This window comes from Oceanobacillus sp. FSL K6-0118 (assembly GCF_038006665.1).
In the GTDB taxonomy this organism is placed as follows: domain Bacteria; phylum Bacillota; class Bacilli; order Bacillales; family Amphibacillaceae; genus Oceanobacillus; species Oceanobacillus caeni.
Window position 1 is genome coordinate 1,062,501 of the sequence record NZ_JBBOVR010000001.1, and the last position, 22,745, is coordinate 1,085,245.

Sequence of the window (22,745 nt, forward strand, 5' to 3'; positions counted from 1 at the left end):
ACCCGAAGGTCGTAGGTTCAAATCCTGCCCCCGCAACCAAATATTTTAAATGGTCCGGTAGTTCAGCTGGTTAGAATGCCTGCCTGTCACGCAGGAGGTCGCGGGTTCGAGTCCCGTCCGGACCGCCATTTTAAATGAATAGATTCCATTATGATGGCTCGGTAGCTCAGTCGGTAGAGCAACGGACTGAAAATCCGTGTGTCGGCGGTTCGATTCCGTCCCGAGCCACCATTGTTGGAGGGGTAGCGAAGTGGCTAAACGCGGCGGACTGTAAATCCGCTCCCTCTGGGTTCGGCAGTTCGAATCTGCCCCCCTCCACCATTTTTCGTGTTATAATAGGGGTATAGTTTAACGGTAGAACTACGGTCTCCAAAACCGTCAATGTGGGTTCGATTCCTACTACCCCTGCCATATATGGCGGCCGTGGCGAAGGGGTTAACGCACCGGATTGTGGCTCCGGCAATCGTGGGTTCGATTCCCACCGGTCGCCCCATTAAAAACTGTTGGGCTATAGCCAAGCGGTAAGGCATCGGGTTTTGATCCCGTGTATCCTAGGTTCGAATCCTAGTAGCCCAGCCAATTGCGGAAGTAGTTCAGTGGTAGAACACCACCTTGCCAAGGTGGGGGTCGCGGGTTCGAATCCCGTCTTCCGCTCCAATAAAATCTGAATATAGTATAACGTATATTTTATACGGCGGTATAGCCAAGTGGTAAGGCAGAGGTCTGCAAAACCTTTATCACCGGTTCAAATCCGGTTACCGCCTCCATTTTTATTTTTGCCGGTGTGGCGGAATTGGCAGACGCGCGGGACTCAAAATCCCGTGTCCGTTAAGGACGTGTCGGTTCGACCCCGACCACCGGTATAAAAAACGTTGATAGGACGGCGTTCTCTACGGAGGGCGTCGTCTTTTTTACGTTCATTTTACGAAGAACGTACGAAGAAAAGTCCCGTACACACTAACGCACTTTTTCTCTGAAATTTATTCGGAGGGAGAGTGCGTTTTTTTATGGGCAGCCGTAGAAGTAATGAGTTAAGTCCGCATGAGATCGACATAGCAACGGAACCAATCGAGTTAGAAACGTTGTCATATGACGAGTCAGTACGCAAGTTTATAGCAGACGCAGAACGTCGAGGGCTACGTCCGGATACTATTTCGTATTACAAAGATAAACTCGGACTATTTCGTAGATGGTTGGTCGCACAAGATATGACGGATTATATTCGACGAGTCCTACGAACAGACGTAGACAAATACATCGATTATTTACGAGAGGATCGAGGATTAAGTAACGGGGCAATAAACACGTCAATTCGTGCTATCCGTGCATTATTCGGCTATCTATATGATTCGAAGTATATCCGTAATAATCCTATGAAGGGGTATCCGTTATTAAAGGTACGCAAGGGAAATATTGAAACGTTTACTATGAAACAGTTACGTCAGCTACTTAATGCACCTGATAGGCGGACATTTATAGGAGTAAGAGATTATACGTATATGCTACTTTTATTAGAAACAGGGATAAGGTTGTCGGAATCCGCAGAAATCTTAGTCGAAGATGTGAAGTTATCGGAGGGTGTCGTCTTTATCCGACATACTAAAAACCATTTTCATCGTTATGTACCGATACAGGCGAAAATGAAAGAGCAGCTAAAACGTTATCTAAAGATAAGGGGAACATGCGAGTCTAATCATTTATTCGTAACGTTGGACGGAGAAGCCTTGCAACGGGGAGCATTACAGAAGATCGTCAGTAAATACGGAAAGCAGGCAGGCATTAAGGGAGTACGTTGTTCACCGCATACCTTACGACATACCTTTGCGAAGTTATCCGTAATGAATGGAGCCGGAGTATTCGAGTTACAGAAGATACTCGGTCACTCAACTATGGAAATGGTACGGGTATACGTGAACTTATATTCTAGCGATGTTAACGAGAAACATAAAGAGTTTTCACCGTTAAGAGATTTATAGAATTGGGGGAAATTATTATGCGGAGATTTAGGTATTGGATAGATTGCAAACTAAGGGGTATACATCGTTACGACTTTTATACGCACCAATGCATTGTATGCCGAAGAACGACCAAATAAAAACAAAAAAAGAGACGCAGCACTCAGACAGACTCACTTGTAATCCGTCCAAATACTAACGCCTTACCTATAGTTAGTATATCGAATAACGGTTAACGAGTCAAGGACAGAACCTATAAAAATAAAATTCTGCCTTTATGTCCGTAAAATAGAACGTATGTTTCTGTGTAGGTAAAGTGTACGTTTTCGGTACTAATAACTTATTTATATAGGAGTATCGAGAAGAACGTAAAACAACGACTTAACCGACAAACACGGAAAGAATGAGTGTATCGTCTCCAAAATGGAGGCAATCGAAATGACAGTATACCTAGCAGACTATCAAACATTCGCAGACAAGGCGGAATTAAATTACCACGTTAAGCAGCACCTAGACGCAACCTACGAAGAAATAAACGCAACTGACCGTAATATATTTAAGTTAATCGCACGTTATGCCGTTAAGTACGCAGGAGCGAGCCATTTAAAGGTAGCTACGATAGCCGAAGCCGTTGGGAAGTCCGTTCGTACGGTTAACTACGTATTAAAACGGCTAGAAGGCCTAGGACTGATTAAACGGATCACTCGAATGAGAAGTAAGTCCGGCGGAAATGGAGCCAACATTATACAGATTTTACCCTACGTTGAATCCGAAGTTGCAGACGGAATTGCAGAGCCAGTTGCACACCGACAAGAAGGCGAGAAGCCAACAGAGCCAACGGATAAGGCGAACAATTCCGAGAAAGAACCTTTACGCAAACTTGATTTAAAAAATACTTACTTATTAGACTCCGCAAAGGCAATCAAGAATAATATTCCGAAGCCAATCTATAACGTATTAAGTCCGTTCTTTAACGCTAAAGACTTACGGAAACTTACGGGAATTATTCTTCGTGCTAAAACCTCTAAATTACGAATAGAGGATCATTCTAGCGAGTTTGAGTCGGTTATCCTTGACGTAATAAGAAGGTACAAAGAACGTACTATAACGAACTTAGAAGGCTATTTATATAAGTCAATCCGCAAGTTAAGTAGACAACTATTTTTAACAGAAGGGAGAATGTTCGCATGAAACGGTTTAAACATTGGTTAGACTGTAAGTTACGGAGAAAACATCGTTATAGTTTCTATGACCACCGTTGTATTGTATGCGGGAGGAATTCGAGGTAAGGTCATCAGTAACCGGTATATGGACGTTAGTTAGGTCCGTTAGTTAGCGATTATACTCGTTAATAAATAAAAAAAAATAAATAAACATATGTTGTTCATTTTTGCAATTCACAGTAAAACAGTAGGAATTATAAGACGGAGAGAAGGCGGAGAGGCCGAAGTGTACGAGGTTGTGTAACCCTCGTGTCCTATCCGAAAATGATCGACATAACACTCCGATAGCAATACTTTATCACGTTAATGTAGTGCAGTAAATCGACGTAAGAATGAGAATGACGGAGAAAATGTAAGGTGACAAGGCGATGTAATTCCGTTAAAAAACGTTAAGTTTACATACTTGCACGAGGACACAATAGGACATTACTTCACACAGTACGGCAGTAATTAGCCGATATTATTTCGGATATTGCACGTATGGATAACGTATAAACTACGTATATTTATCGGACGCAGCGTTCACCACGTATGCACCTCGCCAATATCGAAGGGTTACGTTGGAATATCGTTGGAATATCGTTGGAATATCGTTGGAATATCGTTGGAATATCGTTAGTATGTCGCTAAAATACGGCTAGATTCCGGCTAAATTCCGCCATGTTTACGGGGTTCTGGTAGGTTCGTAGGGGAACGGTTAGGGAACGTCTAAAACCGCCGTCATAGGCGCTATTTCTACACGAAAAAAGGCATCCGTAGGCTAGTTGGACGCCAGTTTCTTCTTCGCACGTATTAACGTACTTTTCGATATACCCGTCAATGACTCGACTTGTTTATATGAGTTCGTTTCTAACAACGTTAACGCATGTTCGATCTGTTTTTTACTGTACTTATTCGGGCGACCTTCTCGGAAGTCTGGACGTTGTTTGGCGATGGCCTTGCCTTCTTGAGTACGTTCTACGATCATATCCCGTTCAAACTCCGCAAAGGCTAACATAACGGATAAGATAAGTCGTCCAGTCGGAGTATCTTCGACTAGTCCCATATTTAGGACGTGTACCTTTACGCCACGTTCAAACAGTTCTTTTACCGTGTTTATGCCGTCAGCCGTTGTCCTAGCGAATCTATCGAGTTTAGTTACTACGAGAGTATCGCCTTCTTTTAACACGTCTAGTAACTTGGTGAACTCCGGACGATCCTTTTTCGTACCCGTGAACTTCTCTTTGTATATTACGTCGCAGCCTTCCTTTTCTAACTGTTGTATTTGCGATTCTAAATCTTGATTAACCGTACTAACACGAGCATATCCGTACTTCATATATACGACCTCTTTTCGATGGTTTATTAAGGTATCAATTATGACACTAAGATATGACACCTCGCTATACCTTGATATTACTACATCGACGAAACGGTGTCAATACTTTTAAGTTATGATACCGAAGTAGTTCCGATATGAAACCGAATTGAATGACTCGCACACTTAACTTACTATTGTTAGCTCCGCTCACAGATGTATATACCCCTGGGGGCTATATTTCGCGCGCGCCTTTGCCGAGTCTCCGAATCTAGCTCGGGGTATAAAAAAGTGTTAAGCAAAAATTTTTCCGCAGAATTTTTTAAGGTTAACCCCTCAAGCATCGTTAATCCTCTACGTATTCAATCGTTAGTACGTCGGTTATCTCGTAATGCTTCCCGGTTGGATCCAAGCTATTTAAGGCGTCAACTATTCTCGTAAGTGTTTCGAAACTAATCGCCTTACTTTTTCCGTTACATAGTTCCGCAATAGTTGCCGGACGTATTTTCCCTTCTACCGCGATTCTATTCCGTGTTATTCCGTCCTTTTTCTTCTTCTCAATCGTTTCTCCTAACGTAATCTTTACAGTCGGTTGCATTTTAACCTCTCCCTACTTCCGTTATTTTCCTTAATTATATCGTAGTTAAAAACTATAGTAAACTTTATTCGGAAAACGCTTGACGTATGTCGTAAAACGGTATATTATGTATTTAACGTTAAAAGTTATACCTTAAACGTAATAAAAAGAAGGAGGTTCAACGTATGCGAGTAATCAACGAAAATAGACAAATCACTATTAACGCAAGCTATCGAGAATTAGCGGTAATCGCAACCGCACTTAGTCACAGTATAGTTAGCGGAATAAGTAAGGACCAGGATCTAATCGAAGAATTGCGGAAGCTACACTATACGCTATGTAATCCGGAGCTTAGAACGGAGGGATCACAGAATGCAGCACAGTGAGGAGAAGCACTATAGATGTACCGTAAAGAGTCCGGAATGGATCCACGAAGTTAGCGTAAGAACTTCTTCGGAGGACAAGGACGTAATTATGCGGTTAGCGCTGGATCGCGTCATAGAGCACGCGGAAGTATGCGGTTGTAAGCTATACAGAAGCGAATTAGAAGCGATAAGCTACCGGAAGTTACAGGAAAGGGAGGAGAACGTAAAATGAACGGAATTACATTTGTATGGATCGGTTCAGACGGACGTGTATTCGATAAGGACGGAATGGAATTAAGTGGAATAGATGTTACAACGGAGGTGACCGTAAAATGAACGAAGCCTATTACGAATGGAAGGAAGCCGGAGAGGAGCGCGAGCCTTTGTCGATACTATTCGACGGAACTACTTTGTCGGTAGAATTGGACGCATGGCAGGCAGAATTAATCGTTGAATCAATTCGCAAGGCTATTCCGGAATTTGCGGAAGAAGGCAAGCACGAAATAGTCGGAGAGTTGGCGGAAATAGTAAGGGAGTTACTAGCGGAAAAGTAAAAAGCCCGGATTAAAACCCGAGCTGTAACGTAACTATTAGCGACACGCATTTGCGCCAACAAATGCAAGTCTAATAGCAAGCAATTGCGCCAACAATTGCGAATATAAAATTGAAAGGTGTTGCTATACTTATGACTACTATTATACGTAAATTTTCGGAGAAATTCAATTTAACTGATGCATTCCTATTAGGAGCGTTCATACTTACGTTAGCTTTCGTTTATGTAAGTTTGATCGTGTCCGCATAACCAACCGTTTAAGCGCCAATTGAAATAAATTAATCGCAAATTTAATAAGTAATTACTCGAAAAAGCCGCCAAGCACTCGGAGCCGCCAATTAATTATATACAGCCATACAGCCGTTCATGCTCTTTGCATGGGCGGTTTTTAATTATTCCGAAAAAACTAGGAGGAAATCGTTAATATCGGTTGTTTGGGTGCGTAGGTGATAGTGATGATAAAAATTATTCAGTATGATGTCCCATTTTCGGGAAGTTTTTTGGTTATAGGAAGTAGAGGGGGAGAAATTACAGAAAGAAATTTCGGAGAGGATGTCCCATTTTTGGGGCGGTACGTGTTATTAGAAAGTAAAGGCGGAAACAACTCCGCAAAATTTTTTAACTAAGCTAGTACGAATTTTGACACGGATAGGGAGGAATACGCATGTACTCGTTGGATAAGAAGCTGTTCGCAATGATCCGTAAGCTGAACGGGTTAAGCCAGGCGCAAATGGCTGCACGGTTGCAAGTATCAACGTCATTAATTACGAAGATAGAAACGGGCGAGCGGAGATGCTTGCCAAAGTTGGCGGAGAAAGTAACGCAGGAATTTGGAGCGGAACATATTCGCCAGGTTGCGGAATTAACGAAATAAAAAGGAGAGGTTACTATATGGCGGTACAAAATGTAATAAACATGACGAAAGAAATCGCTGAGGGCGGAGGGAACCGATTATCCTCCGACCTACCAACGATAACCGCAGAGATAAACGCCTACAAACGCATAGCAGGCGAAGCTATTTTCGAAATAGGCAGGCGGTTGAAGCACGTTAAGGAAAACGATTTGGCGCACGGGGAGTTCGGTAAGTGGTTAGAAAGTGTTTCGATAGATAGATACGAGGCTAGTCGTTACATTAAAGTATACGATGAGGCAAGCGAAGGAAAATTGGGTACGTACACAAACAAGCGGAGCGATTACCTAATCGTGAGACGTCCCACGATAAAGGACTCGACGCACTCTATCTCATCGCAACGATGCCCGAAGAAGCGCGCAGCCAGGAACATACGTTAAAAAGCGGAACAACCAAGAAGCCGGAAGAAATGACCGTTAAGGAGCTGCGGGAAGTTAAACGACAACTAAAAGCGGAGAAGGCGGAACGCGAACGACTAGAACGTGAACTTGACGAAGTGGAGCCGGAGGTTAGGTACCTGAATTAACTTCGAATTGTTACATTTTTGTTAAAAATGCGGAGGCATACGCAATCATGAAGGCGTTAGTCCCACTAATATATGAGGACGTTTGCGAGGTGTTCACGAAAAGTGAAAAAAGTTTAGTTTCGATGGTTGCATAAGGGTTATCTAGTCCCACTATATATTGAAGAGTTATAACGTAGTATAACGCGAAGTGTCCGCGGAGGTTCTGATTGTGAACGTTTTGTGACAATTAGGTTCGATATGCATCAGATAGGCCAAAATGTAGACTATATAGTGAGGGAGTTTATAAAGTTTAACCTCGTTATGCATACGGAGGGGCGTTAGTTAGGCTATTTATTGAAGAGGGTTTAAGTGGCGACAAACTTACTATATATAGGGCAACAGCTTATTTTTTTTACTTAAATACTATAAAAGTTTATAGGAAGAAGGGAGAGTTCTTCTAATGAAGCAACGGAAAGTAATTCTAAGCTTGCAAATTGCAAACGATTTAATACAACGAGGCTTTTCTGTTGTTGAGGTTAAGCCTTCGACAAAGATACGAGGAAATGCAGCGTTTGTTTTTGAACTTACGCAAGAATTTTCCAAAGCATTGACCGAAATATCGGAAAGTCGTCGTTTGAAACACAAATAAACTAAATTTACGGGGGAGAATTTGACTATGACACAACAAACAGTAATGTACAAGGAACAACCAAGCGACAAAAAGGATTTATTAGAATCGGAGGGGTACGAAATGTTTAACCGAGAACTTATGCGGAAAGTGTTCCCACGGATTATTGGCGAAATTAAACAACAGAAACCAAGCGCAAAAACAGGCGATATAATACCTTTTTACTTTGCCTTACTATCGTACATTGACGGAAATAGGCTTCGAGCCGACGGAAACGAGAATATGCGTTATGGGTACAGTTTTCCGAGCCAAAACCGCATATACGAAATGACCGGAATTAATCAAAAGCGACATAAGTTATTGACCGACATTTTACATGCTAACGGAATACTCGCAGACGTCCGAGACTACTACGAAGGTACGAAGCGTTATAAGTGGTACAAGCCTTCATTCTGTCCGAGAGTAAGTGACGACGGATACTTAGTAGATGAAAATGGGGCGAAAATAATTCCGAATTATGACGAAATATTATAGGTAATTCCGTTTAGGGAGTTTACCATCATTCCGATAACGGTAGTAAGGAAAGCACCTATAACGGAAGAGTAAAGATAGCAACGTTAAAGATAGCAATTATTAAAGATAGCAACAAGTAATAGCAGCCCTTATTCTTCCGAATAAGAACTGCAAATACTATATACATTATTTCTTTTCCGATAATAAAAGATCAAGAGAATAAGTGCAAGAATACTTATTCGCTAACGCTCATTGTATTCTGAAAGAATTTACTAACGTAAATCCTTTCTAATAGTTACAGAGGTATAAACACTTGGCCGTAGCGCCGAGCCAACAAATAACACGACAAAAGGGGAAATGTAGTATGCAAACAATTCAAGCACCGCAATATTCGGTTAAGGACGGTTATCCAGGTAGCGGAGCGATTCAACTCGTTAATCAAGTTATAAAAGGAATGTCTTCCGCTGAAATATTCGAAATATCATTGAATCTACTCGATGGTAGTTATTACGATTCGACTGACAAGCGTATTAAGAAGTGCGATTATTGCGGATATTATTGGCGTGACGATAGCAGGAATAACACTAAGAAGACATGTAGCCCCGAATGTAAGACCGCGATCAAGTCTTTACAGAAACAGAAACAACGGGAACGTAAGGCTCTACTTGAACCGGAGCAGAAGCCGAAGAAACGACATACTACACGCGACGATTATTACGACTTCCTGGAATATTCGTACTGGCTTTCCGAGGATTCTATGCATATGTACGACACAAACTATATTTCGGACGCAGAAGAACCTCTCGAATTAATCGACTATGTAGACGCCCAAGACCAAACATACGGCAAAGGTAATCGGAAAGTTAGTACGTATGGAGATGAAATTTAAAGTGGCGACATTAATACTAAGAGTGAGAGGGAATTTATAGGACGGAACAAAACAAGCGTATTTTTTTTACGCTGATACTAGACAAAAATACAGACGGAAGGAGAAAGAACAATGACAGACTTTAATTTCGCTTCGGACTATATGCATGTTATCCGCAAAGCCTACCGACTCACACTTGCAGAAATGGGAGAAGCGTTGGGAATATCGACAGCTTACGTTCACGCAATCGAGCAAAAGCGCGAGCCATTGACGGAAAATGTCAGAAAGGCATTAATCGAGGTTTTTGAGTTAACTCCGCAGAAATTAAAACAGATTGAACGAGATTATAGAAGATACACGTTTAAGGGGCGATAATATGCAGATAATTAAGAAACAACGGTCAGCACATCAGGTATGGTTCGAAAAAAAGCTAAAGGAGATGTTGATAAATTGGTCAAAACGTTCAGTACAACTCTTAAAAAATTAAACCTTAAGCCTGCGGACTTAGGAGCAATCTATAAACTACTACCGTATGTCCATTACGAAACGAATTTAGTTTGTAAGAATCCGTTCGAAGTTAATCCGAAAAATGTCGAGTTCTGCAATAAAACCGAACTAGCGGAATTAATCGGAATATCGAGAAGTAAGGCGTCGGAGGTTCTAGCGGAACTAACAAGAGCAGGTGTTATCATCGAGATTAAACGAAAAGCCAGTTTAATGAGCGAAGCACAAGGAGACGGAAGAGAAACAGTTGTCGCATTAAACCCGAGCATAGTTTCACGATTACAAGGAGAACACGAGAACATAATGTTACTACAGTTATTTAATAACGCAGATTACTAAAGCACCCGTAATTATACGAGGTGTATTTTTTATGCAAAGAAAGGAGTACTATAAGATGTTAGAGATTACTAAACTACGAGATTATAGCAGGGGTCGATCAGTAGCGCACGTATGGAATACAGATAACGGAAAGGAAACGCTTGTCGATATGGAAACAGGCGAAATCTTTGAAACTATCGTAGAAAATGACGATTGGAAACACGAACTTAATAGTTAGTAAAGGCGCAACCAACTTCGGAAGCGTCTTTTTATTATGCAATAAAACATACTTACGCCGGAGGGAGTGATCGAACGATGGAAGCAAGTAGATTAACGGATTTAATTGAGTATTTGAAAGCCTTAGCCGCACTAAAAGCGACGGGGCATCATACGACGCTAGAGATTAAATCGACGATGGAAGCAATAGAGCGAGAATTAAACAAGTAATTACAAATTGAATGAGGGAGAGAGATTGAGAGAATGAAAGAATTATTAAACGAAGCAATCGAAAACAGTAAAGCCATTAACGAAGAAACGAGTCAACTAATCGCAAGGATCGACGCTCTTCTTGTCGGAGGTGGTTTCGATGAGTAAGCAGCAGAAGGTAACGGAAACTAAAATCTGTAGGTTATGCGGAGAGCCGAAACCTATCGACTTATTCGAAAAGGATTCACGTTCAAAAGGCGGACGCACCAACCGTTGTAAGTCGTGTAAACAAGCGAGCAACAACGTAGCCTATAAAGCGTTCTGCCGATTTAAAGAGCGGTATCCGGACGTACCCATCGAAACAACCAAAGAAGAAGTGGCGCAGATATTCGAAGCCTTCGAGGGGCGATGCGCTTACTGTAATGTTGAGGAATCAGACGAAACTGGAACGTTTCACCTCGAGCATATCCGGCCGTTATCAAGGGAAGGCGGAAGACATCACGTAAGCAACTTAGTAATATCATGCAGACGATGTAATGCGAGGAAAAACAATAAACCACTAGCGATATTCTTTCGCGATTACTTGCCGTTCAGTTACGATTCATTGCGCTTTATCGTTGAGTACATCGCCTATTTTAGCGGTAGGACAACGGCCGAAGTGGAGCAGGAACTAATTAGAGACGCAGACCAATGGGAATCCGAGAGGAAAGAAAGGACGGAGAAAGCGAGGACGATAGTAGAAAATGGACAAATTCCAACGGCAAGTGGCGAGTAAGTGCGCTAACTACGATAAAAACGGATTATGCATATTAGAAACGGATGGGGACGGTTGTAGAAGCTGTCCTCTTTTTAGTGAGTTAAATAAGCGATGTATCTACTACGAACTATCCGTATTACCCGAGAATGACAAATTAGAGACCGAGTATTGGCAGCGATTAGGCGTAGTTTTCGAAAATAGTTCGACGTGTGAAAGTTGCGGACAGTTATACGAGCGCCGAAGCAATGCACAAAAATACTGTACTAATTGCGGAGACTTAAAACGGGAAGAACGCAGAAGGCAACAGAACCGGAGAGCGTACCAACGTAAGAAAAAAAAGCAGCTATAATTCAGGCATAAGTCAGTATCTTTTCAGTACCATTTGACCGTGTATTTAGCGGATTTAAGGCGTTTTAGCCATGGTTTTAGCCGTTCCATAAGACGGTACGAACAAACACTAGGAAACCTTCGAAATGACGTTCTAAAGGTGCTGAAATTAATCGACTAAATAACGGAGGGGATAACATGAACGAAATTAAACGAAATCCACGACCAATACAACGTCCAACACAGCGCAAGCATAAGCCTAAACGAAATAAACGCCAGGTAAGGCAGGGATTTACGATACAGGCCATGTTGCCAAGCGATACAGAAAGTAAGCTACAATCTTTACGCGACAAATTGAAGTAAAGGAGCGAAGGCAATGCCGTTAAAGGGAGCAAGAATCGTACCAAAAGGCGATAAGCCACGTTACCAAGACCGTGACGTATGGGAGAAGTCGAGCGATATCGTTACGTACAACTTATATGAAAACGAGTGGGACGACCTTGTAAGCGAGGGGCTAACTCACATATTTAATAACGATAAAGATTTATTCGAAAAGAGAAAGGAAGTAGCGAAATGCAAAAAGGAAATGACGGAAGAAATAAACGAGATAACGGAAACTACGGAAGGGGTCGACGAAACTACCCTGCTAGACTTGTAGGACGAAAAAACAAGCACGGCATTCCAATGCAAACGGATCGCCCGTCAAGAATTAACCGCGAGAGGGACGACGAATATTAAGGCGGGATAAAATGGCGCACAAACGGAACCAGGCGTTGAGGAGCGAACGAGACGCATATAGACGCAAGAAGCCGAACGGGTCAAAGGCATGGGAGGAACGAATGCAATCGGGCGTTCTAACCGAGGGCCGCAAGACGGGGAAACGCAGAAGGAAGCGCGATAGTGCGGGAAAATTAACGAAATATGACTTTTAAAGGGAGCGATATAAATGAGCGAAAAAAAATTATTCACACAGGACGAGGTTAACGCAATCGTAAAGGAACGACTAGCGCGCGAGAAACGCAAGGAAATAGAGGTAACAGACGTTGAGTTGCCGGAAGGGGTAACGGATTATAAAGCCTTGGCCAAGGACAACAAGGCGAAAGTCGTAGAACTTACTAAAAAAATTAAGTTACTTGACGCAGGCGTAGAGTTTCATAAGTTAGACGAAGCAGTTAAGTTTATTCAAGGCGAAACTGAGGAAGAAATCGACCACGCTATAAGTATATTGGTCCCTGGGTTTGCGCCGGAGTTTTTAAGGGACGAGTTCAAAAAAGATAAACCAAAACCATATGCTGATCCGTCACAAAAGAGAAGTATATGGAATCCTTGGGCTTAACTACAAAACTTTTAAACTATTAAGGAGACGATGAACAATGGATAAACGAATATTTTTATTTGAGGATTACGGAAACATCGAGCAGCATTCAGTAGCCAATTTAGAGGCAAGCGAAGCAGCAAAACTAATCGGAGAAGGCAAGGCCGTTGAATTACAGTTAACCGAATATGACGAACTAGACCAACAGGCAAGTAAGTTGTACCGAGAGTATCAAAGTAAGCGAGATAAGATACAAAAAAGCGACGACCCTCGCATGACCGATAAAATTAAGCAGTATGACCTTGACAAGGCATACAAGGACTTGGAGCAACAAACGAAAGCACTACAGCAACAGTGGAGCGAGAAACGAGCGGAGTTACAAGCGGAGGCACGAAGAAAAGCGGCTCGGGCAACGGTCAAGGTTACTGAAAACGATAAACAAACGGCGCAACAATTGGCGACCCGTATGCAGTTAAACGTCATGCAGGCATCTACTCCAGTACAGTTAAATAACATTATTGACCAAGCAGGCGAGGATATAAAATATCTGACCGACGAAGAAAAGGTGGCTCTACAATCGGAAATTGCTAACGTAGTAATGGCTGCGACTACTAAAGCCGAGCAGTTGGGCGGAAAAGTAAATACTCGTACGCTATTAACCGCAGTACAAAACGTAAATAACATGGACTTGTTGGCGGGTAAAGTCGCTAGTCAGTTGCCCGAGACAGTTGGCATAGAGTTTAACCGGTTGAGGGTGATTAAGAGTAGACGATGATTAACGAATGCTCTTCCGATTGGACTACGCATAAAAGCGCAGGAGGAAGCGCAGCACTTCGGGCCTGGGGCATAACGCCCCTATTTTTATTTTAAAGGAGCGATTAAATGAGCGATCAAAAGCAAGTAACGCAGTTTACGAGAACGGTTTACAGCACGGAATCCTTTGTCGACTTACAACGTCGTGTATCGGAAGCAGGCGCTAGAATAATAGGAACGACTAGCCTCCGCGATGGTGCGGGCATATCGGTAACAATTGAAATCGATGGGGATAAACGGCAGTTTTAACGGCGAGGGGCTACGGCTCTTCGCCTTCTTTTTTTGCCCGCAACCCTTCCCCTCTGAACAAAAGGAGAGAGGAATAAATAATATACATATTATCGAACCTTTTCCGTGAAGAGTCATACGAACATACCGACCCTTGCCAGCGGTACGTTTAAAGCACCTACGAATATTCATCCGACTATGAACACGAAGAATGTACATACGAATAATGAGGCGAAGAGTAACCGGAACAGTCAGCCTAAGAGTCAGCCGAAGAATAATTCGAATATTCAAGGGAATACGTGTTGCTAGAGGCGCCTGTGACGCAATTACTTTTTATTACGCGGGTAGTTGTTCGAGTAATTTCGTTGTAGAGCGATTCTATAAATTCTACGAAGCTACTATTTTCCGATAAATAACTTGTCTTATTCGATATTATCGTTTACAATAGCGTTAATAGAGGAAAAGTGCATAGTCCTACGAGGGCAGTCCGCACATTTTCCGTAAGAACGTACGGCAGAAAAGACGTTATTAGGTATCGGAGTTTTTTCGGGACTCAAAATCCCGTGTCCGTTAAGGACGTGTCGGTTCGACCCCGACCACCGGTATCTTTAGGTTAATTTTAGATACGATAGATAGTAATTGATAAGCTCGTAAACCTTGATATAGAAGGTTTTATGAGCTTTTTTCTTTTATTCGATTATTCGAATGAAAACGATATGTCTTTGTATCCCTTTACGCATTTTTTACGCATTTTTTTACGATATATTTTACATAGCCATATTCTCAAATGTTTGAACTGTAACTTGTTCATCTTGCAAACGTATTTCTTTTAGAACATGCGTGTACTCTTTTAGTGTAGTTTCAATATCGCTATGACCTAATCTTTCAGAAACATAGTGAATTGATGCCTTCTTATAAAGTAGTACACTTGCATGAGTGTGTCGTAATCCATGAAGAGTTATTGGTTCAATGTTTAGTTCCAATAGTAGTTTTTTCAACAACTTATTTGCGTTCGTGTTGCTAATGACTTTGTATTTTGATTCTGGGCTGTAGAACACCAAATCATGAATGTTGTTAGGTGTAGTATTAAACAATTTCTTAAAGTGATTCATAGTGTTCATATCCATCTTAATGGTACGTTTTGATTGTTGGTTTTTTGTTTTACCTTTACCTTCTGGAGAACTCTTTTTATAGCCCCAGGTTTTATTTATGTTAATTTTGTCGTTTTTGAAGTCAAAGTCTTTCCTTGTTAAACCAATTGCTTCGGCAAAACGCATTCCCGACGTTGCAATTAGGAGTAACAATGAATACCCTAACCCCTCATCAATCTTAGTCCAAATGCTTTTCAACAACATTACACTTTCATCGTAATTCAAATGCTTTTCTTCAGATTTCTTAGCTTGTTCAGTCCAATGTGGATTTGTTTTCCTAGTAAAATCAATTTGGATGAGTTGTTCTTCCATTGCATCCTTCACACATGATTTTATATGGCCATGTACTTTTGTAACAGTTTCTTTTGCTTTCCCATTTCCGAACTTATTTAGGAACTGTTGATATTCAGGTCTTTTGATATTCTGAATAGGAGTACCTGAAAAATACTCTCTTACAGCATTTAAAGAGTATTCGTAATGTTTCAGTGTAGTTGGACTGACTTTATATTTTTTGTAAAGCCCAATCCAGTCTTCAAAATATTCAACGAAAGGAACCTTCTTTGTAACAGGATTCATACCTTTGGCTAATTGTGCTTCAACTTCAGCTGCTGCAACCTGTGCTTCTTTTTTTGTTCGAAATCCTCCCTTTTTAATAGGGTTTGATTCGCCATTTACCATATTGCTAACTGTAAATTCATAACTTGTACTTCTTTTTCCAACACGTTTTCTTATAGATGCCATAATTTCTGTCTCCTTATCTAGTTGTAGATGTTGTAATTAGATAAGGGTGGTCTTATGGTCATGCAGTCACCCTTATCATAAATGCTGAATCAAATTTTGTATAGCCTAAACGATTGTGCTTTTTTACTTTTCCGAGAATATATGTTCAAAGTTCTTGTCTAAAAACTCAGCCATTTTTAAGGCATGAAATGACCAAGTTTGTCCTTTTGATTTTGGATAAAATACGAAACCGCCTTGATCAACGTCGAGGATTTTTTTGAATGTTGGGGGATAGAGGATGTTATCTTTAATCCATTCATGTTTACGATTAACTCTTGCCTCCAAGTCTTTCATCGTCCAATAAAGACCTTTTAATTGTTGTTGTTTTAGTTCTTGCAATTCTACCTTGGAAATAATTACTGAATCGGAAGGGATAGGTATTGTGATGGTAGTGGAGAGGTGTTGCTGTAATTCTGTATCTTGCAATAATGTTGTCATGCTAACGCATCTCCTTTCCCAAAAAAGAATAGGAGATTATTTCTTTAAATGTTTCATAGGTTTTTTGAAATTTGTAATTGGGGGTAAATTCATCGTTTTTGAAGTCTTTTTTTGTGGTCATTATGTTTCCTCCTGATGTTTAAGTTGGGGTGTGTTAATTTTTGAAATGATAGTTCTTGAGGGGTTTTAGAAAGGGGAATTTCTTAATTTTGTACTAGCCTCACTTCCTTTCTATGAATTAATTATCTTATATATCTATCATAATAAGGTTCATTTAATAAATCAAAATTCTTAGGTTCGAGGGTAATATTTTTTTATGAATAGTTGGATGCAGTATAAATCCCCCTTATCTAGTCCAGTATAAAAGGGATTGGTAATTTGGAGTGATTAGATGACGACTGTAGAACAAAAGTTGGAATTATTGGGGATACCTGCAACACATATAAAATGGTTAAAAGAAATAAAACTAAAATCTGCTCCAATTGGTTATTCTCCGAAAAAAGATATTGAAAAACAAACGATTCCAGTAAGTAAGATAGTTGGTTTAGATTTAAGAGGTGAATCCGGATATTCTTGGTGGGAACATTTCTCACAGGAGAGAGGGGAATTACCTAGGTTGGCATTTTTAGTTAGAAGATTGGTAACGCTGGGACTGGAAGATTTTAAAGAGACCTATATGAAGGAAGAGTATGCTAAAGATTTAAGTACATTGTATTTTCCAGACTTTGATATGTATATAGGGGTTAATGGATCACATCGCATTACAATGGCAAAGGTAACGAATGTTGAATATCTTATTGCGGATGTATCAATTATGGAAGTTAAGGATATAAATTGAACTAAGTAGGCCTTTTCAAATACCAGCCTTTACGCTATAATAAAAAGGCGAACAATTGTTTGGGAGTTGAAATTGATATGAACTGCATCGGTACACATAAAATGAAACTATATTGTTTAAAGACCCGGATCCTTTTTTAGGAACCGGGTCTTTTCTTTGTATTGCCGATAGTCATTGAAAAAGAAGATTACATGGACTTTCGTCAAAATCATTTATTCAATGTGTATATTACAGTTAGTGTAAATCCAACCAAACAGTTATGAGCAATCAGAATATAGAAAGGAGTTGATCCAGATGAAAAAAAAGAGAGGAGTTCCTAGTGAATTTGCAATAACTATGGAACGTTATCGTATGAAAAAAGGAATTTCTTCGAATAAACTTGCAGATGCTGTCGGTGTTTCGGCATCTTATTTATGCAGAATTAAGAATGGTCAAAGAAAGAATCCTTCTGTACCTATTGCGATGAATATTGCAGAGGAACTCGACATCCCTACAGAACACATATTGGCAATGTTAGGTGTATATGAGGAGGAGGTTAAGGATCTTTTTGATTTAATATCCAGTAATGAAGTTTCGTTCGAAGGTCAATTGATTGAATCTATGGTTAAGGAATCTGTAGTAGATATTTTGAAAACAATTTTACCCGATATTATGAGAGGAGAGATACAATGAGCAAGAACGGTTCTAAAAAGGAAACAATTTTTACACTTTGGTTGAAGGAGAATCCCGAAGTATTACAGGAGATTATTGGACTTTCGATTGAGAAAATGAGAATGGAGTACAATAACGGGTCTCAAAGAGTAGATTTGCATGGAGTAAATAGGGAAAGGAAGATAGATATTTTGGTAGAGTGCCAGGTTACAACGGCTGACGAAGACCACTTGGCTAAAACCAAAGATTTAATTAATAATACAGCAGAAGGATGTGTAATTTGGATAGCTTCAAGGTTCAGAAAGAATTCTTTAACTAAGGAAATAAAGGAATTACTTCAGAATAGCCCAAGAAAGTATATTAATTTCTTTGCTCTTGAGATAAATCCAGATGTTATTGAACTTACAAATTTGCTAAACAGTAAATTTGAGTTGGATGTTTTGGAGAACTTAGAACTTATTCAAAAGATTGAACAGCCTTTGAAATTAGTCGATTGCTACTTCCAAATGCCGCTAACCCACATTGGAAAAGCATTTATTGGGGAAATGCAATATGACCTTAATAGAGAAGATGAATTAAAAGAATACATGCTAGAACAATTGTGTAAACGAATGCCTTATTATTTAAACTTTCACAGTTCTAAGAAACATTTCCAACACAGTAGAGTGATGCAAATAGGAGCTGGAATGGATGAAGTGTTATACCATTGTTCCGCACGTGATACTAGAAATCGGGCATTTGTTGAAATCCGTTTTGGATACAGTAAGTCTGACTTATACGAGGCTTTTAAAGATAAAGGAGAACTGCTGAGGAAGGAAATACACCCATTAATACAGTTTAACGATAATAATCGTAGCATTGGTTATTATATAAGCTCAAATACCAATGATATTCGGGGAATTGTTCATAGTTTGATAGAAGTGTTTGAGAAGCAAATACAATTTTTCTCCCGGTATACCTATGGAAAGAAGGGTCCAAATGATCCATCATAAAAAATTATACATGTGTTAATGCAATAATTTTGGGATGAAAAAAATTATAGGAGTGATAAAAATTGACGAATGAAGAAATGCAAATACGCCTTAATTCAATTGAAAAGGTAATAATGGAAAGTTTTGAAAAGTTGAATCAAAGCATGACCGCCATCGAATCTGGATTTGAAAGGGACCAAGAGCGTTTTGATGTTCTCGAAGAACATGTAGTTATGCTCGTAGACATAATTGGGGGGTAAATAATGTCTTAACTCTAATAGGGGAGCGTTTATTGTGTGGCTTATGATTGTTTCTAGCTTAGCTATTCTGATTACAATTGTATCGGGTGCTATTACAGCAGCAATAATTTGGAAAACAAGAAATCAAAAGTAAACGAATGTTATCTGCTTGTTTGGAGGAAAGTGCCTTGGAAAGGATGAAAGAGTGTAGTATTTGCGGTGAAACATTACCAATAACAGATTATCCGAAAAAGGACATACAAAGGTGGAGATCTTATTGCAAGAAATGTAGGATGCTTAGAAATAAAATGATGGAAGCGAAAAAAATTGAAGTTCCAAAACTTACACAAGATGTGGAAATTGAAGTAAGAGGTAAGATGGCAAACGGTCACGGTTATACTTACTTTGTACCGTATGAAAAGGCGATTCAAATGGTAAATGAGAAGGTTGCGTATATAGTCCATGAAAAACTTATTAAGAAGTTTTTTGATCGTGAAACGTTTAGGAAATTGATATTCAAGAGATATGGTGAAAAATGCTTTTATTGTGGTAAATTTGCTGACACCATCGATCATATTATCCCCAAAAGTCAAGGAGGATTATCTAGTTTTTCTAACTGCGTTCCAGCATGTGTTAATTGTAATGAAGCGAAGGATAGTATGACCCTAGATGAATATCTATTCTATTTAGATCCTTATGTAAACATGTTAAAGACATCTAAAATCGAGCACATAAGTATTGACATGAAGCGGTTAGTAAAGAGGCTCGATAGTATTAATACTTACCTTAACATGTGCTTGAGAAAGGCTGAAAATAGCGAAGAGGGCATGGGTGTACTAAATGAAATGGACGAGTTAGAGAAGAGGGTGATCCAGATTAAAGAAACAATATTGAAATATAGAAATGAACAGAACCGTGAGTATTTAATTTAATCATTGTTCTAAAATGTGAGGAAACAAACTAAATGGAGATGGAAAAATGGAACCATATAAGATAACGATTAACGGTGTGGAGTATGTTGATATTCAAGTAGTTGCAGAATACTATGATGTTAAAGTTGAAACAATTCGTGATTGGATTAAAAAAAGGAAGATTTCTGGGAAAGAAATCTCAAATCAAGCTGGTAACTATATTATTCCATTAGAAGAATTTGAGTATCTGAAAAGAATGCGAGATAAAGACCAGACTGAAAACGTTATAAGGGAACTGCTAGGAGAAGACTATGAAGATTGGTATGTAGATGAAGATTGAAATATGGCAAGAAGGAGTTAGCAATTCATTTGAAGCAAGTCTATCATGCAGATGATTCCTGATAATAGAGGTGGTAAAAATCTATGTAAAGCAAGATGGGAGATGAATGGACAATAGATTACTTGAGATTATTGAAGGAAAATGATGTATCGGGCTTGGAGGAATTTCTCAAGACACACGATGTTAATGAAGAGGTACAGGGACAGAGTTTATTGTATTTGGCAGTATTTTACAATAGATATGACATTGTAAAACGGTTGATTGAACATGGTGCAGACGTTGACCATAAAGATACCTGTGGTAGAACACCCCTTTCTTCTTCCTTATTCTTCAATTACATAGGCATTTCAAAGCTCTTGTTAGACAGTGGAAGCAGGATTGAGTCTACATCAATGGATCGTGCAATATTTGGCTGGAATAATCGTGTACAAATCGAATCTATTAACCTTTTAAAGCAGTTTGGATGGGTAAACCTGTACCTAGATGATTTAAGGGATATACCTGATGGATTTGTTGGAGCAAAGACAATAGAACATGCTGTTGATATATTTGAGAATTACAAAGTGCATATACTTTCGTTGAATCATAATTTAGGAGTAAACGAAGAAGGTAATTTGGCAATAACAGGATACGATTTAGTTAAACAACTCTGTGGAAGTGGTATAAGGCCTGCAAATAGAATATACTTACACACTGATAATGTCATTGAAAGAGAGAATATGCACCAAACCTTATTGGCTGTACAAAGAAGAGGATTTATTGATTTGGATATTGAGATTTATTCTTATCCCTTTGTAAAGGATAGTTATTCAGGATACCAGTGATAAAGAAGAAGTGAACATCTAAACTTTTGTGAATACAATTGGATACCACAAATGATAGAAACCGTAAAGCATATTAGTCTTTACGGTTTTTCTATTAGTGAGGATTTGGAAAAGTGATAGAATTCAAAATTACCTTTATGAACTTATTGTAATGTTGTTGAACATCATTTTGGGGCAGTAATGAATACTTTCATTACAAGAATAGTAGTATGCAATACTTACTATCACATTGACTAGATTCAATGTGTTGGGAGTCATATAAATTAGTTTGGGATGGGAAAAGTTAAACCCTTAAACCACTTGATATTAAAGGGATTGCTTATTCCTTTGAACAAAAACTAAAGGAGATGGATTCATTGATACACTCATTTGAATTATTTATTCCCGTAAGCAGTGAAGATATGAAGCAACTCTTTTCTAAGTACGGGATTAGAGTAAACAAATACCAGTACATTCGTGCAGCAGTTAAAAAGTTTAATAAAAAACTAAAGAATGTTTTTCCAGCATATGCTATTGTTCGCACTTGGGAAGATAAATATTTAGATGGTATTTGGTATTTACAGTTTAAGGTTGATGCAATAAAGGTGTTGAATAGAGGTACAATTACTGAAGAGGACTATGAATTTATAGAGTTGGATATTCGTAAATTTCTTTCTTGGCATCTCGGATATTCTTATTGCTTTGACTACCATACACTCACAAGAATTGACTATCGAGTAGACGTAGAGGTTCCAGACCCCCAACACCGAGAGTTGCTCTTTCGCTTACTGGAAAAAACCGCTGTAAAGTTTGCATACAAAGAGAAAATTAAATGGGGTAAGGATGAGAATGGTAATCCTGTAAAATATGAAACTTCCCAATACCATAAGTGCAAAAGTACAGAATTGTTCATCTATAGCAAAGAGGACGAAAGGATTGCAAAGAGGGAACCAATACAACCATACGATGCACATAAGGTCAGATACGAGTTGAGATTGAAAAACAGCCACCTGAATAGTATGAAAAGAGAAGATAAAGGAGGAAAGGGAAGACCAAAGCAATTGAAAACCTATTTTTCAAATCAACTATGGAAAGAATATATGGAAAAACACGTAATCCCTATTGTCCATACCGGAGATTATTATAAAATCACCGAGGCGGAAAAAATAATTTCAAACAGTTCTTTCTCTAAAAGAAAAAAAGAAAGTCTTCGGGAATTCCTCATTATGATCTCCAAAGGCAATATTGACACCCCCGTTAAAAAGACAAAGGAGGAGGGGGGCGTATCTAAACCCACTTATCGACAATATCTTCGTGACCTTGCTAGTTTAGGGATAAATCCATTCCTAATACCAAAAAATCTCTCCACCGAAAATTACACCTCATTTTCAAGTTTCTTGGAAAACCCATTCAAAATCTAAAGAACAGAAAATAAGAAAAGGGTGTCTGTAATGTGTTTTTCATAACACTATAGACACCTCTCTTATTGGATTCATCATAAAAGAACTTCGAACCAGGATTAAAATTAAAAAGGATAGTTA

General features: G+C 39.4%; 30 protein-coding genes and 10 tRNA genes (1 of these 40 only partly in view). 36 read left to right on the top strand and 4 right to left on the bottom strand.

Annotated elements, in window-relative coordinates; translation table 11 throughout:
• From MHI02_RS05575 to MHI02_RS05630, 12 genes are all read left to right on the top strand, one after another.
• Positions 1–39 (top strand) — tRNA-Met (locus MHI02_RS05575); it begins 38 nt to the left of the window's first position.
• Positions 40–51: 12 nt separating this feature from the next.
• Positions 52–128 (top strand) — tRNA-Asp (locus tag MHI02_RS05580).
• 27 nt (positions 129–155) lie between these two features.
• Positions 156–231, top strand: a tRNA-Phe gene (locus tag MHI02_RS05585).
• A 5-nt stretch (positions 232–236) separates the two neighbouring features.
• A tRNA-Tyr gene (locus MHI02_RS05590) sits at positions 237–321 on the top strand.
• A 16-nt stretch (positions 322–337) separates the two neighbouring features.
• Positions 338–411: transfer RNA gene (locus tag MHI02_RS05595), tRNA-Trp, on the top strand.
• 6 nt (positions 412–417) lie between these two features.
• Positions 418–493, top strand: a tRNA-His gene (locus MHI02_RS05600).
• Positions 494–504: 11 nt separating this feature from the next.
• A tRNA-Gln gene (locus MHI02_RS05605) sits at positions 505–579 on the top strand.
• Positions 580–582: 3 nt separating this feature from the next.
• Positions 583–657: transfer RNA gene (locus tag MHI02_RS05610), tRNA-Gly, on the top strand.
• A 36-nt stretch (positions 658–693) separates the two neighbouring features.
• Positions 694–767 (top strand) — tRNA-Cys (locus MHI02_RS05615).
• A gap of 11 nt (positions 768–778) precedes the next feature.
• Positions 779–863 (top strand) — tRNA-Leu (locus tag MHI02_RS05620).
• A gap of 144 nt (positions 864–1,007) precedes the next feature.
• A complete protein-coding gene (locus MHI02_RS05625) occupies positions 1,008–1,976 on the top strand; it encodes a tyrosine-type recombinase/integrase (RefSeq protein ID WP_341165712.1) in 969 nt (322 codons plus the stop codon).
• A gap of 417 nt (positions 1,977–2,393) precedes the next feature.
• A complete protein-coding gene (locus MHI02_RS05630) occupies positions 2,394–3,146 on the top strand; it encodes a helix-turn-helix domain-containing protein (RefSeq protein ID WP_341165713.1) in 753 nt (250 codons plus the stop codon).
• Between the two features lie 792 nt (positions 3,147–3,938).
• Here the strand turns inward: MHI02_RS05630 and MHI02_RS05635 are convergent.
• Complete coding sequence (locus MHI02_RS05635; protein WP_341166101.1) at positions 3,939–4,496, bottom strand: recombinase family protein; 558 nt, start codon at positions 4,494–4,496, stop codon at positions 3,939–3,941.
• 325 nt (positions 4,497–4,821) lie between these two features.
• Complete coding sequence (locus MHI02_RS05640; RefSeq protein WP_341165714.1) at positions 4,822–5,073, bottom strand: helix-turn-helix domain-containing protein; 252 nt, start codon at positions 5,071–5,073, stop codon at positions 4,822–4,824.
• A gap of 164 nt (positions 5,074–5,237) precedes the next feature.
• Here MHI02_RS05640 and MHI02_RS05645 point away from each other — a divergent pair, with 164 nt between their 5' ends.
• The 16 genes from MHI02_RS05645 (at position 5,238) to MHI02_RS05715 (ending at position 13,816) form a co-directional block, all read left to right on the top strand.
• Positions 5,238–5,438, top strand: coding sequence for a hypothetical protein (locus MHI02_RS05645; RefSeq protein WP_341165715.1), 201 nt, complete (start codon positions 5,238–5,240; stop codon positions 5,436–5,438).
• A gap of 362 nt (positions 5,439–5,800) precedes the next feature.
• Complete coding sequence (locus tag MHI02_RS05650) at positions 5,801–5,971, top strand: hypothetical protein (RefSeq protein ID WP_341165716.1); 171 nt, start codon at positions 5,801–5,803, stop codon at positions 5,969–5,971.
• A gap of 693 nt (positions 5,972–6,664) precedes the next feature.
• On the top strand, positions 6,665–6,844 hold the full coding sequence (locus tag MHI02_RS05655) for a helix-turn-helix transcriptional regulator (protein WP_341165717.1): 180 nt from the start codon (positions 6,665–6,667) through the stop codon (positions 6,842–6,844).
• 17 nt (positions 6,845–6,861) lie between these two features.
• Positions 6,862–7,260, top strand: coding sequence for a DUF3102 domain-containing protein (locus MHI02_RS05660; protein WP_341165718.1), 399 nt, complete (start codon positions 6,862–6,864; stop codon positions 7,258–7,260).
• 585 nt (positions 7,261–7,845) lie between these two features.
• Positions 7,846–8,034, top strand: coding sequence for a hypothetical protein (locus MHI02_RS05665; RefSeq protein ID WP_341165719.1), 189 nt, complete (start codon positions 7,846–7,848; stop codon positions 8,032–8,034).
• A gap of 27 nt (positions 8,035–8,061) precedes the next feature.
• Positions 8,062–8,547 carry a hypothetical protein gene (locus MHI02_RS05670; protein WP_341165720.1) on the top strand — a complete coding sequence of 162 codons (486 nt, stop codon included), beginning with the start codon at positions 8,062–8,064 and terminating at the stop codon, positions 8,545–8,547.
• A gap of 343 nt (positions 8,548–8,890) precedes the next feature.
• Complete coding sequence (locus MHI02_RS05675) at positions 8,891–9,415, top strand: hypothetical protein (protein ID WP_341165721.1); 525 nt, start codon at positions 8,891–8,893, stop codon at positions 9,413–9,415.
• A 111-nt stretch (positions 9,416–9,526) separates the two neighbouring features.
• Entirely contained in the window at positions 9,527–9,769 is a 243-nt protein-coding gene (locus MHI02_RS05680) for a helix-turn-helix domain-containing protein (protein WP_341165722.1), read from the top strand.
• Between the two features lie 75 nt (positions 9,770–9,844).
• The gene (locus MHI02_RS05685) at positions 9,845–10,237 is read left to right on the top strand and encodes a helix-turn-helix domain-containing protein (protein ID WP_341165723.1); all 393 of its coding nucleotides are present in this window, start codon (positions 9,845–9,847) and stop codon (positions 10,235–10,237) included.
• A 55-nt stretch (positions 10,238–10,292) separates the two neighbouring features.
• Entirely contained in the window at positions 10,293–10,454 is a 162-nt protein-coding gene (locus MHI02_RS05690; protein WP_341165724.1) for a hypothetical protein, read from the top strand.
• A 77-nt stretch (positions 10,455–10,531) separates the two neighbouring features.
• Positions 10,532–10,663, top strand: a complete 132-nt coding sequence (locus MHI02_RS05695; protein WP_341165725.1) for a hypothetical protein — start codon at positions 10,532–10,534, stop codon at positions 10,661–10,663.
• A 139-nt stretch (positions 10,664–10,802) separates the two neighbouring features.
• Positions 10,803–11,417 (top strand): HNH endonuclease, encoded by a 615-nt coding sequence (locus MHI02_RS05700; protein ID WP_341165726.1) that lies wholly within the window; start codon positions 10,803–10,805, stop codon positions 11,415–11,417.
• A complete protein-coding gene (locus MHI02_RS18540) occupies positions 11,386–11,748 on the top strand; it encodes a cysteine-rich VLP protein (RefSeq protein ID WP_445668981.1) in 363 nt (120 codons plus the stop codon). The genes MHI02_RS05700 and MHI02_RS18540 overlap by 32 nt, the downstream gene beginning before the upstream one ends.
• Before the next feature lie 354 nt (positions 11,749–12,102).
• Entirely contained in the window at positions 12,103–12,384 is a 282-nt protein-coding gene (locus tag MHI02_RS05705) for a hypothetical protein (RefSeq protein WP_341165727.1), read from the top strand.
• A gap of 288 nt (positions 12,385–12,672) precedes the next feature.
• Positions 12,673–13,062, top strand: coding sequence for a hypothetical protein (locus MHI02_RS05710; protein ID WP_341165728.1), 390 nt, complete (start codon positions 12,673–12,675; stop codon positions 13,060–13,062).
• A gap of 37 nt (positions 13,063–13,099) precedes the next feature.
• Entirely contained in the window at positions 13,100–13,816 is a 717-nt protein-coding gene (locus MHI02_RS05715; RefSeq protein ID WP_341165729.1) for a hypothetical protein, read from the top strand.
• A gap of 1,033 nt (positions 13,817–14,849) precedes the next feature.
• Here the strand turns inward: MHI02_RS05715 and MHI02_RS05720 are convergent.
• Complete coding sequence (locus MHI02_RS05720) at positions 14,850–15,974, bottom strand: tyrosine-type recombinase/integrase (protein ID WP_341165730.1); 1,125 nt, start codon at positions 15,972–15,974, stop codon at positions 14,850–14,852.
• Positions 15,975–16,097: 123 nt separating this feature from the next.
• On the bottom strand, positions 16,098–16,451 hold the full coding sequence (locus MHI02_RS05725; RefSeq protein WP_341165731.1) for a DUF771 domain-containing protein: 354 nt from the start codon (positions 16,449–16,451) through the stop codon (positions 16,098–16,100).
• 391 nt (positions 16,452–16,842) lie between these two features.
• Here MHI02_RS05725 and MHI02_RS05730 point away from each other — a divergent pair, with 391 nt between their 5' ends.
• The 8 genes from MHI02_RS05730 to MHI02_RS05765 all read left to right on the top strand — a co-directional run bounded on the left by MHI02_RS05730 (position 16,843) and on the right by MHI02_RS05765 (position 22,625).
• Positions 16,843–17,289, top strand: coding sequence for a hypothetical protein (locus MHI02_RS05730; protein WP_341165732.1), 447 nt, complete (start codon positions 16,843–16,845; stop codon positions 17,287–17,289).
• A gap of 294 nt (positions 17,290–17,583) precedes the next feature.
• Positions 17,584–17,961 carry a helix-turn-helix domain-containing protein gene (locus MHI02_RS05735; protein ID WP_341165733.1) on the top strand — a complete coding sequence of 126 codons (378 nt, stop codon included), beginning with the start codon at positions 17,584–17,586 and terminating at the stop codon, positions 17,959–17,961.
• Positions 17,958–18,932 (top strand): hypothetical protein, encoded by a 975-nt coding sequence (locus tag MHI02_RS05740; RefSeq protein WP_341165734.1) that lies wholly within the window; start codon positions 17,958–17,960, stop codon positions 18,930–18,932. The genes MHI02_RS05735 and MHI02_RS05740 overlap by 4 nt, the downstream gene beginning before the upstream one ends.
• Before the next feature lie 62 nt (positions 18,933–18,994).
• Positions 18,995–19,171: a hypothetical protein gene (locus tag MHI02_RS05745; protein ID WP_341165735.1), complete on the top strand. Its 177-nt coding sequence runs from the start codon at positions 18,995–18,997 to the stop codon at positions 19,169–19,171.
• A gap of 176 nt (positions 19,172–19,347) precedes the next feature.
• Positions 19,348–20,082: an HNH endonuclease gene (locus MHI02_RS05750; RefSeq protein WP_341166102.1), complete on the top strand. Its 735-nt coding sequence runs from the start codon at positions 19,348–19,350 to the stop codon at positions 20,080–20,082.
• A gap of 46 nt (positions 20,083–20,128) precedes the next feature.
• Complete coding sequence (locus MHI02_RS05755; protein ID WP_341165736.1) at positions 20,129–20,401, top strand: hypothetical protein; 273 nt, start codon at positions 20,129–20,131, stop codon at positions 20,399–20,401.
• Between the two features lie 95 nt (positions 20,402–20,496).
• Positions 20,497–21,225 carry an ankyrin repeat domain-containing protein gene (locus tag MHI02_RS05760; protein ID WP_341165737.1) on the top strand — a complete coding sequence of 243 codons (729 nt, stop codon included), beginning with the start codon at positions 20,497–20,499 and terminating at the stop codon, positions 21,223–21,225.
• A 356-nt stretch (positions 21,226–21,581) separates the two neighbouring features.
• On the top strand, positions 21,582–22,625 hold the full coding sequence (locus MHI02_RS05765; RefSeq protein ID WP_341165738.1) for a hypothetical protein: 1,044 nt from the start codon (positions 21,582–21,584) through the stop codon (positions 22,623–22,625).
• Positions 22,626–22,745 lie beyond the last annotated feature (120 nt).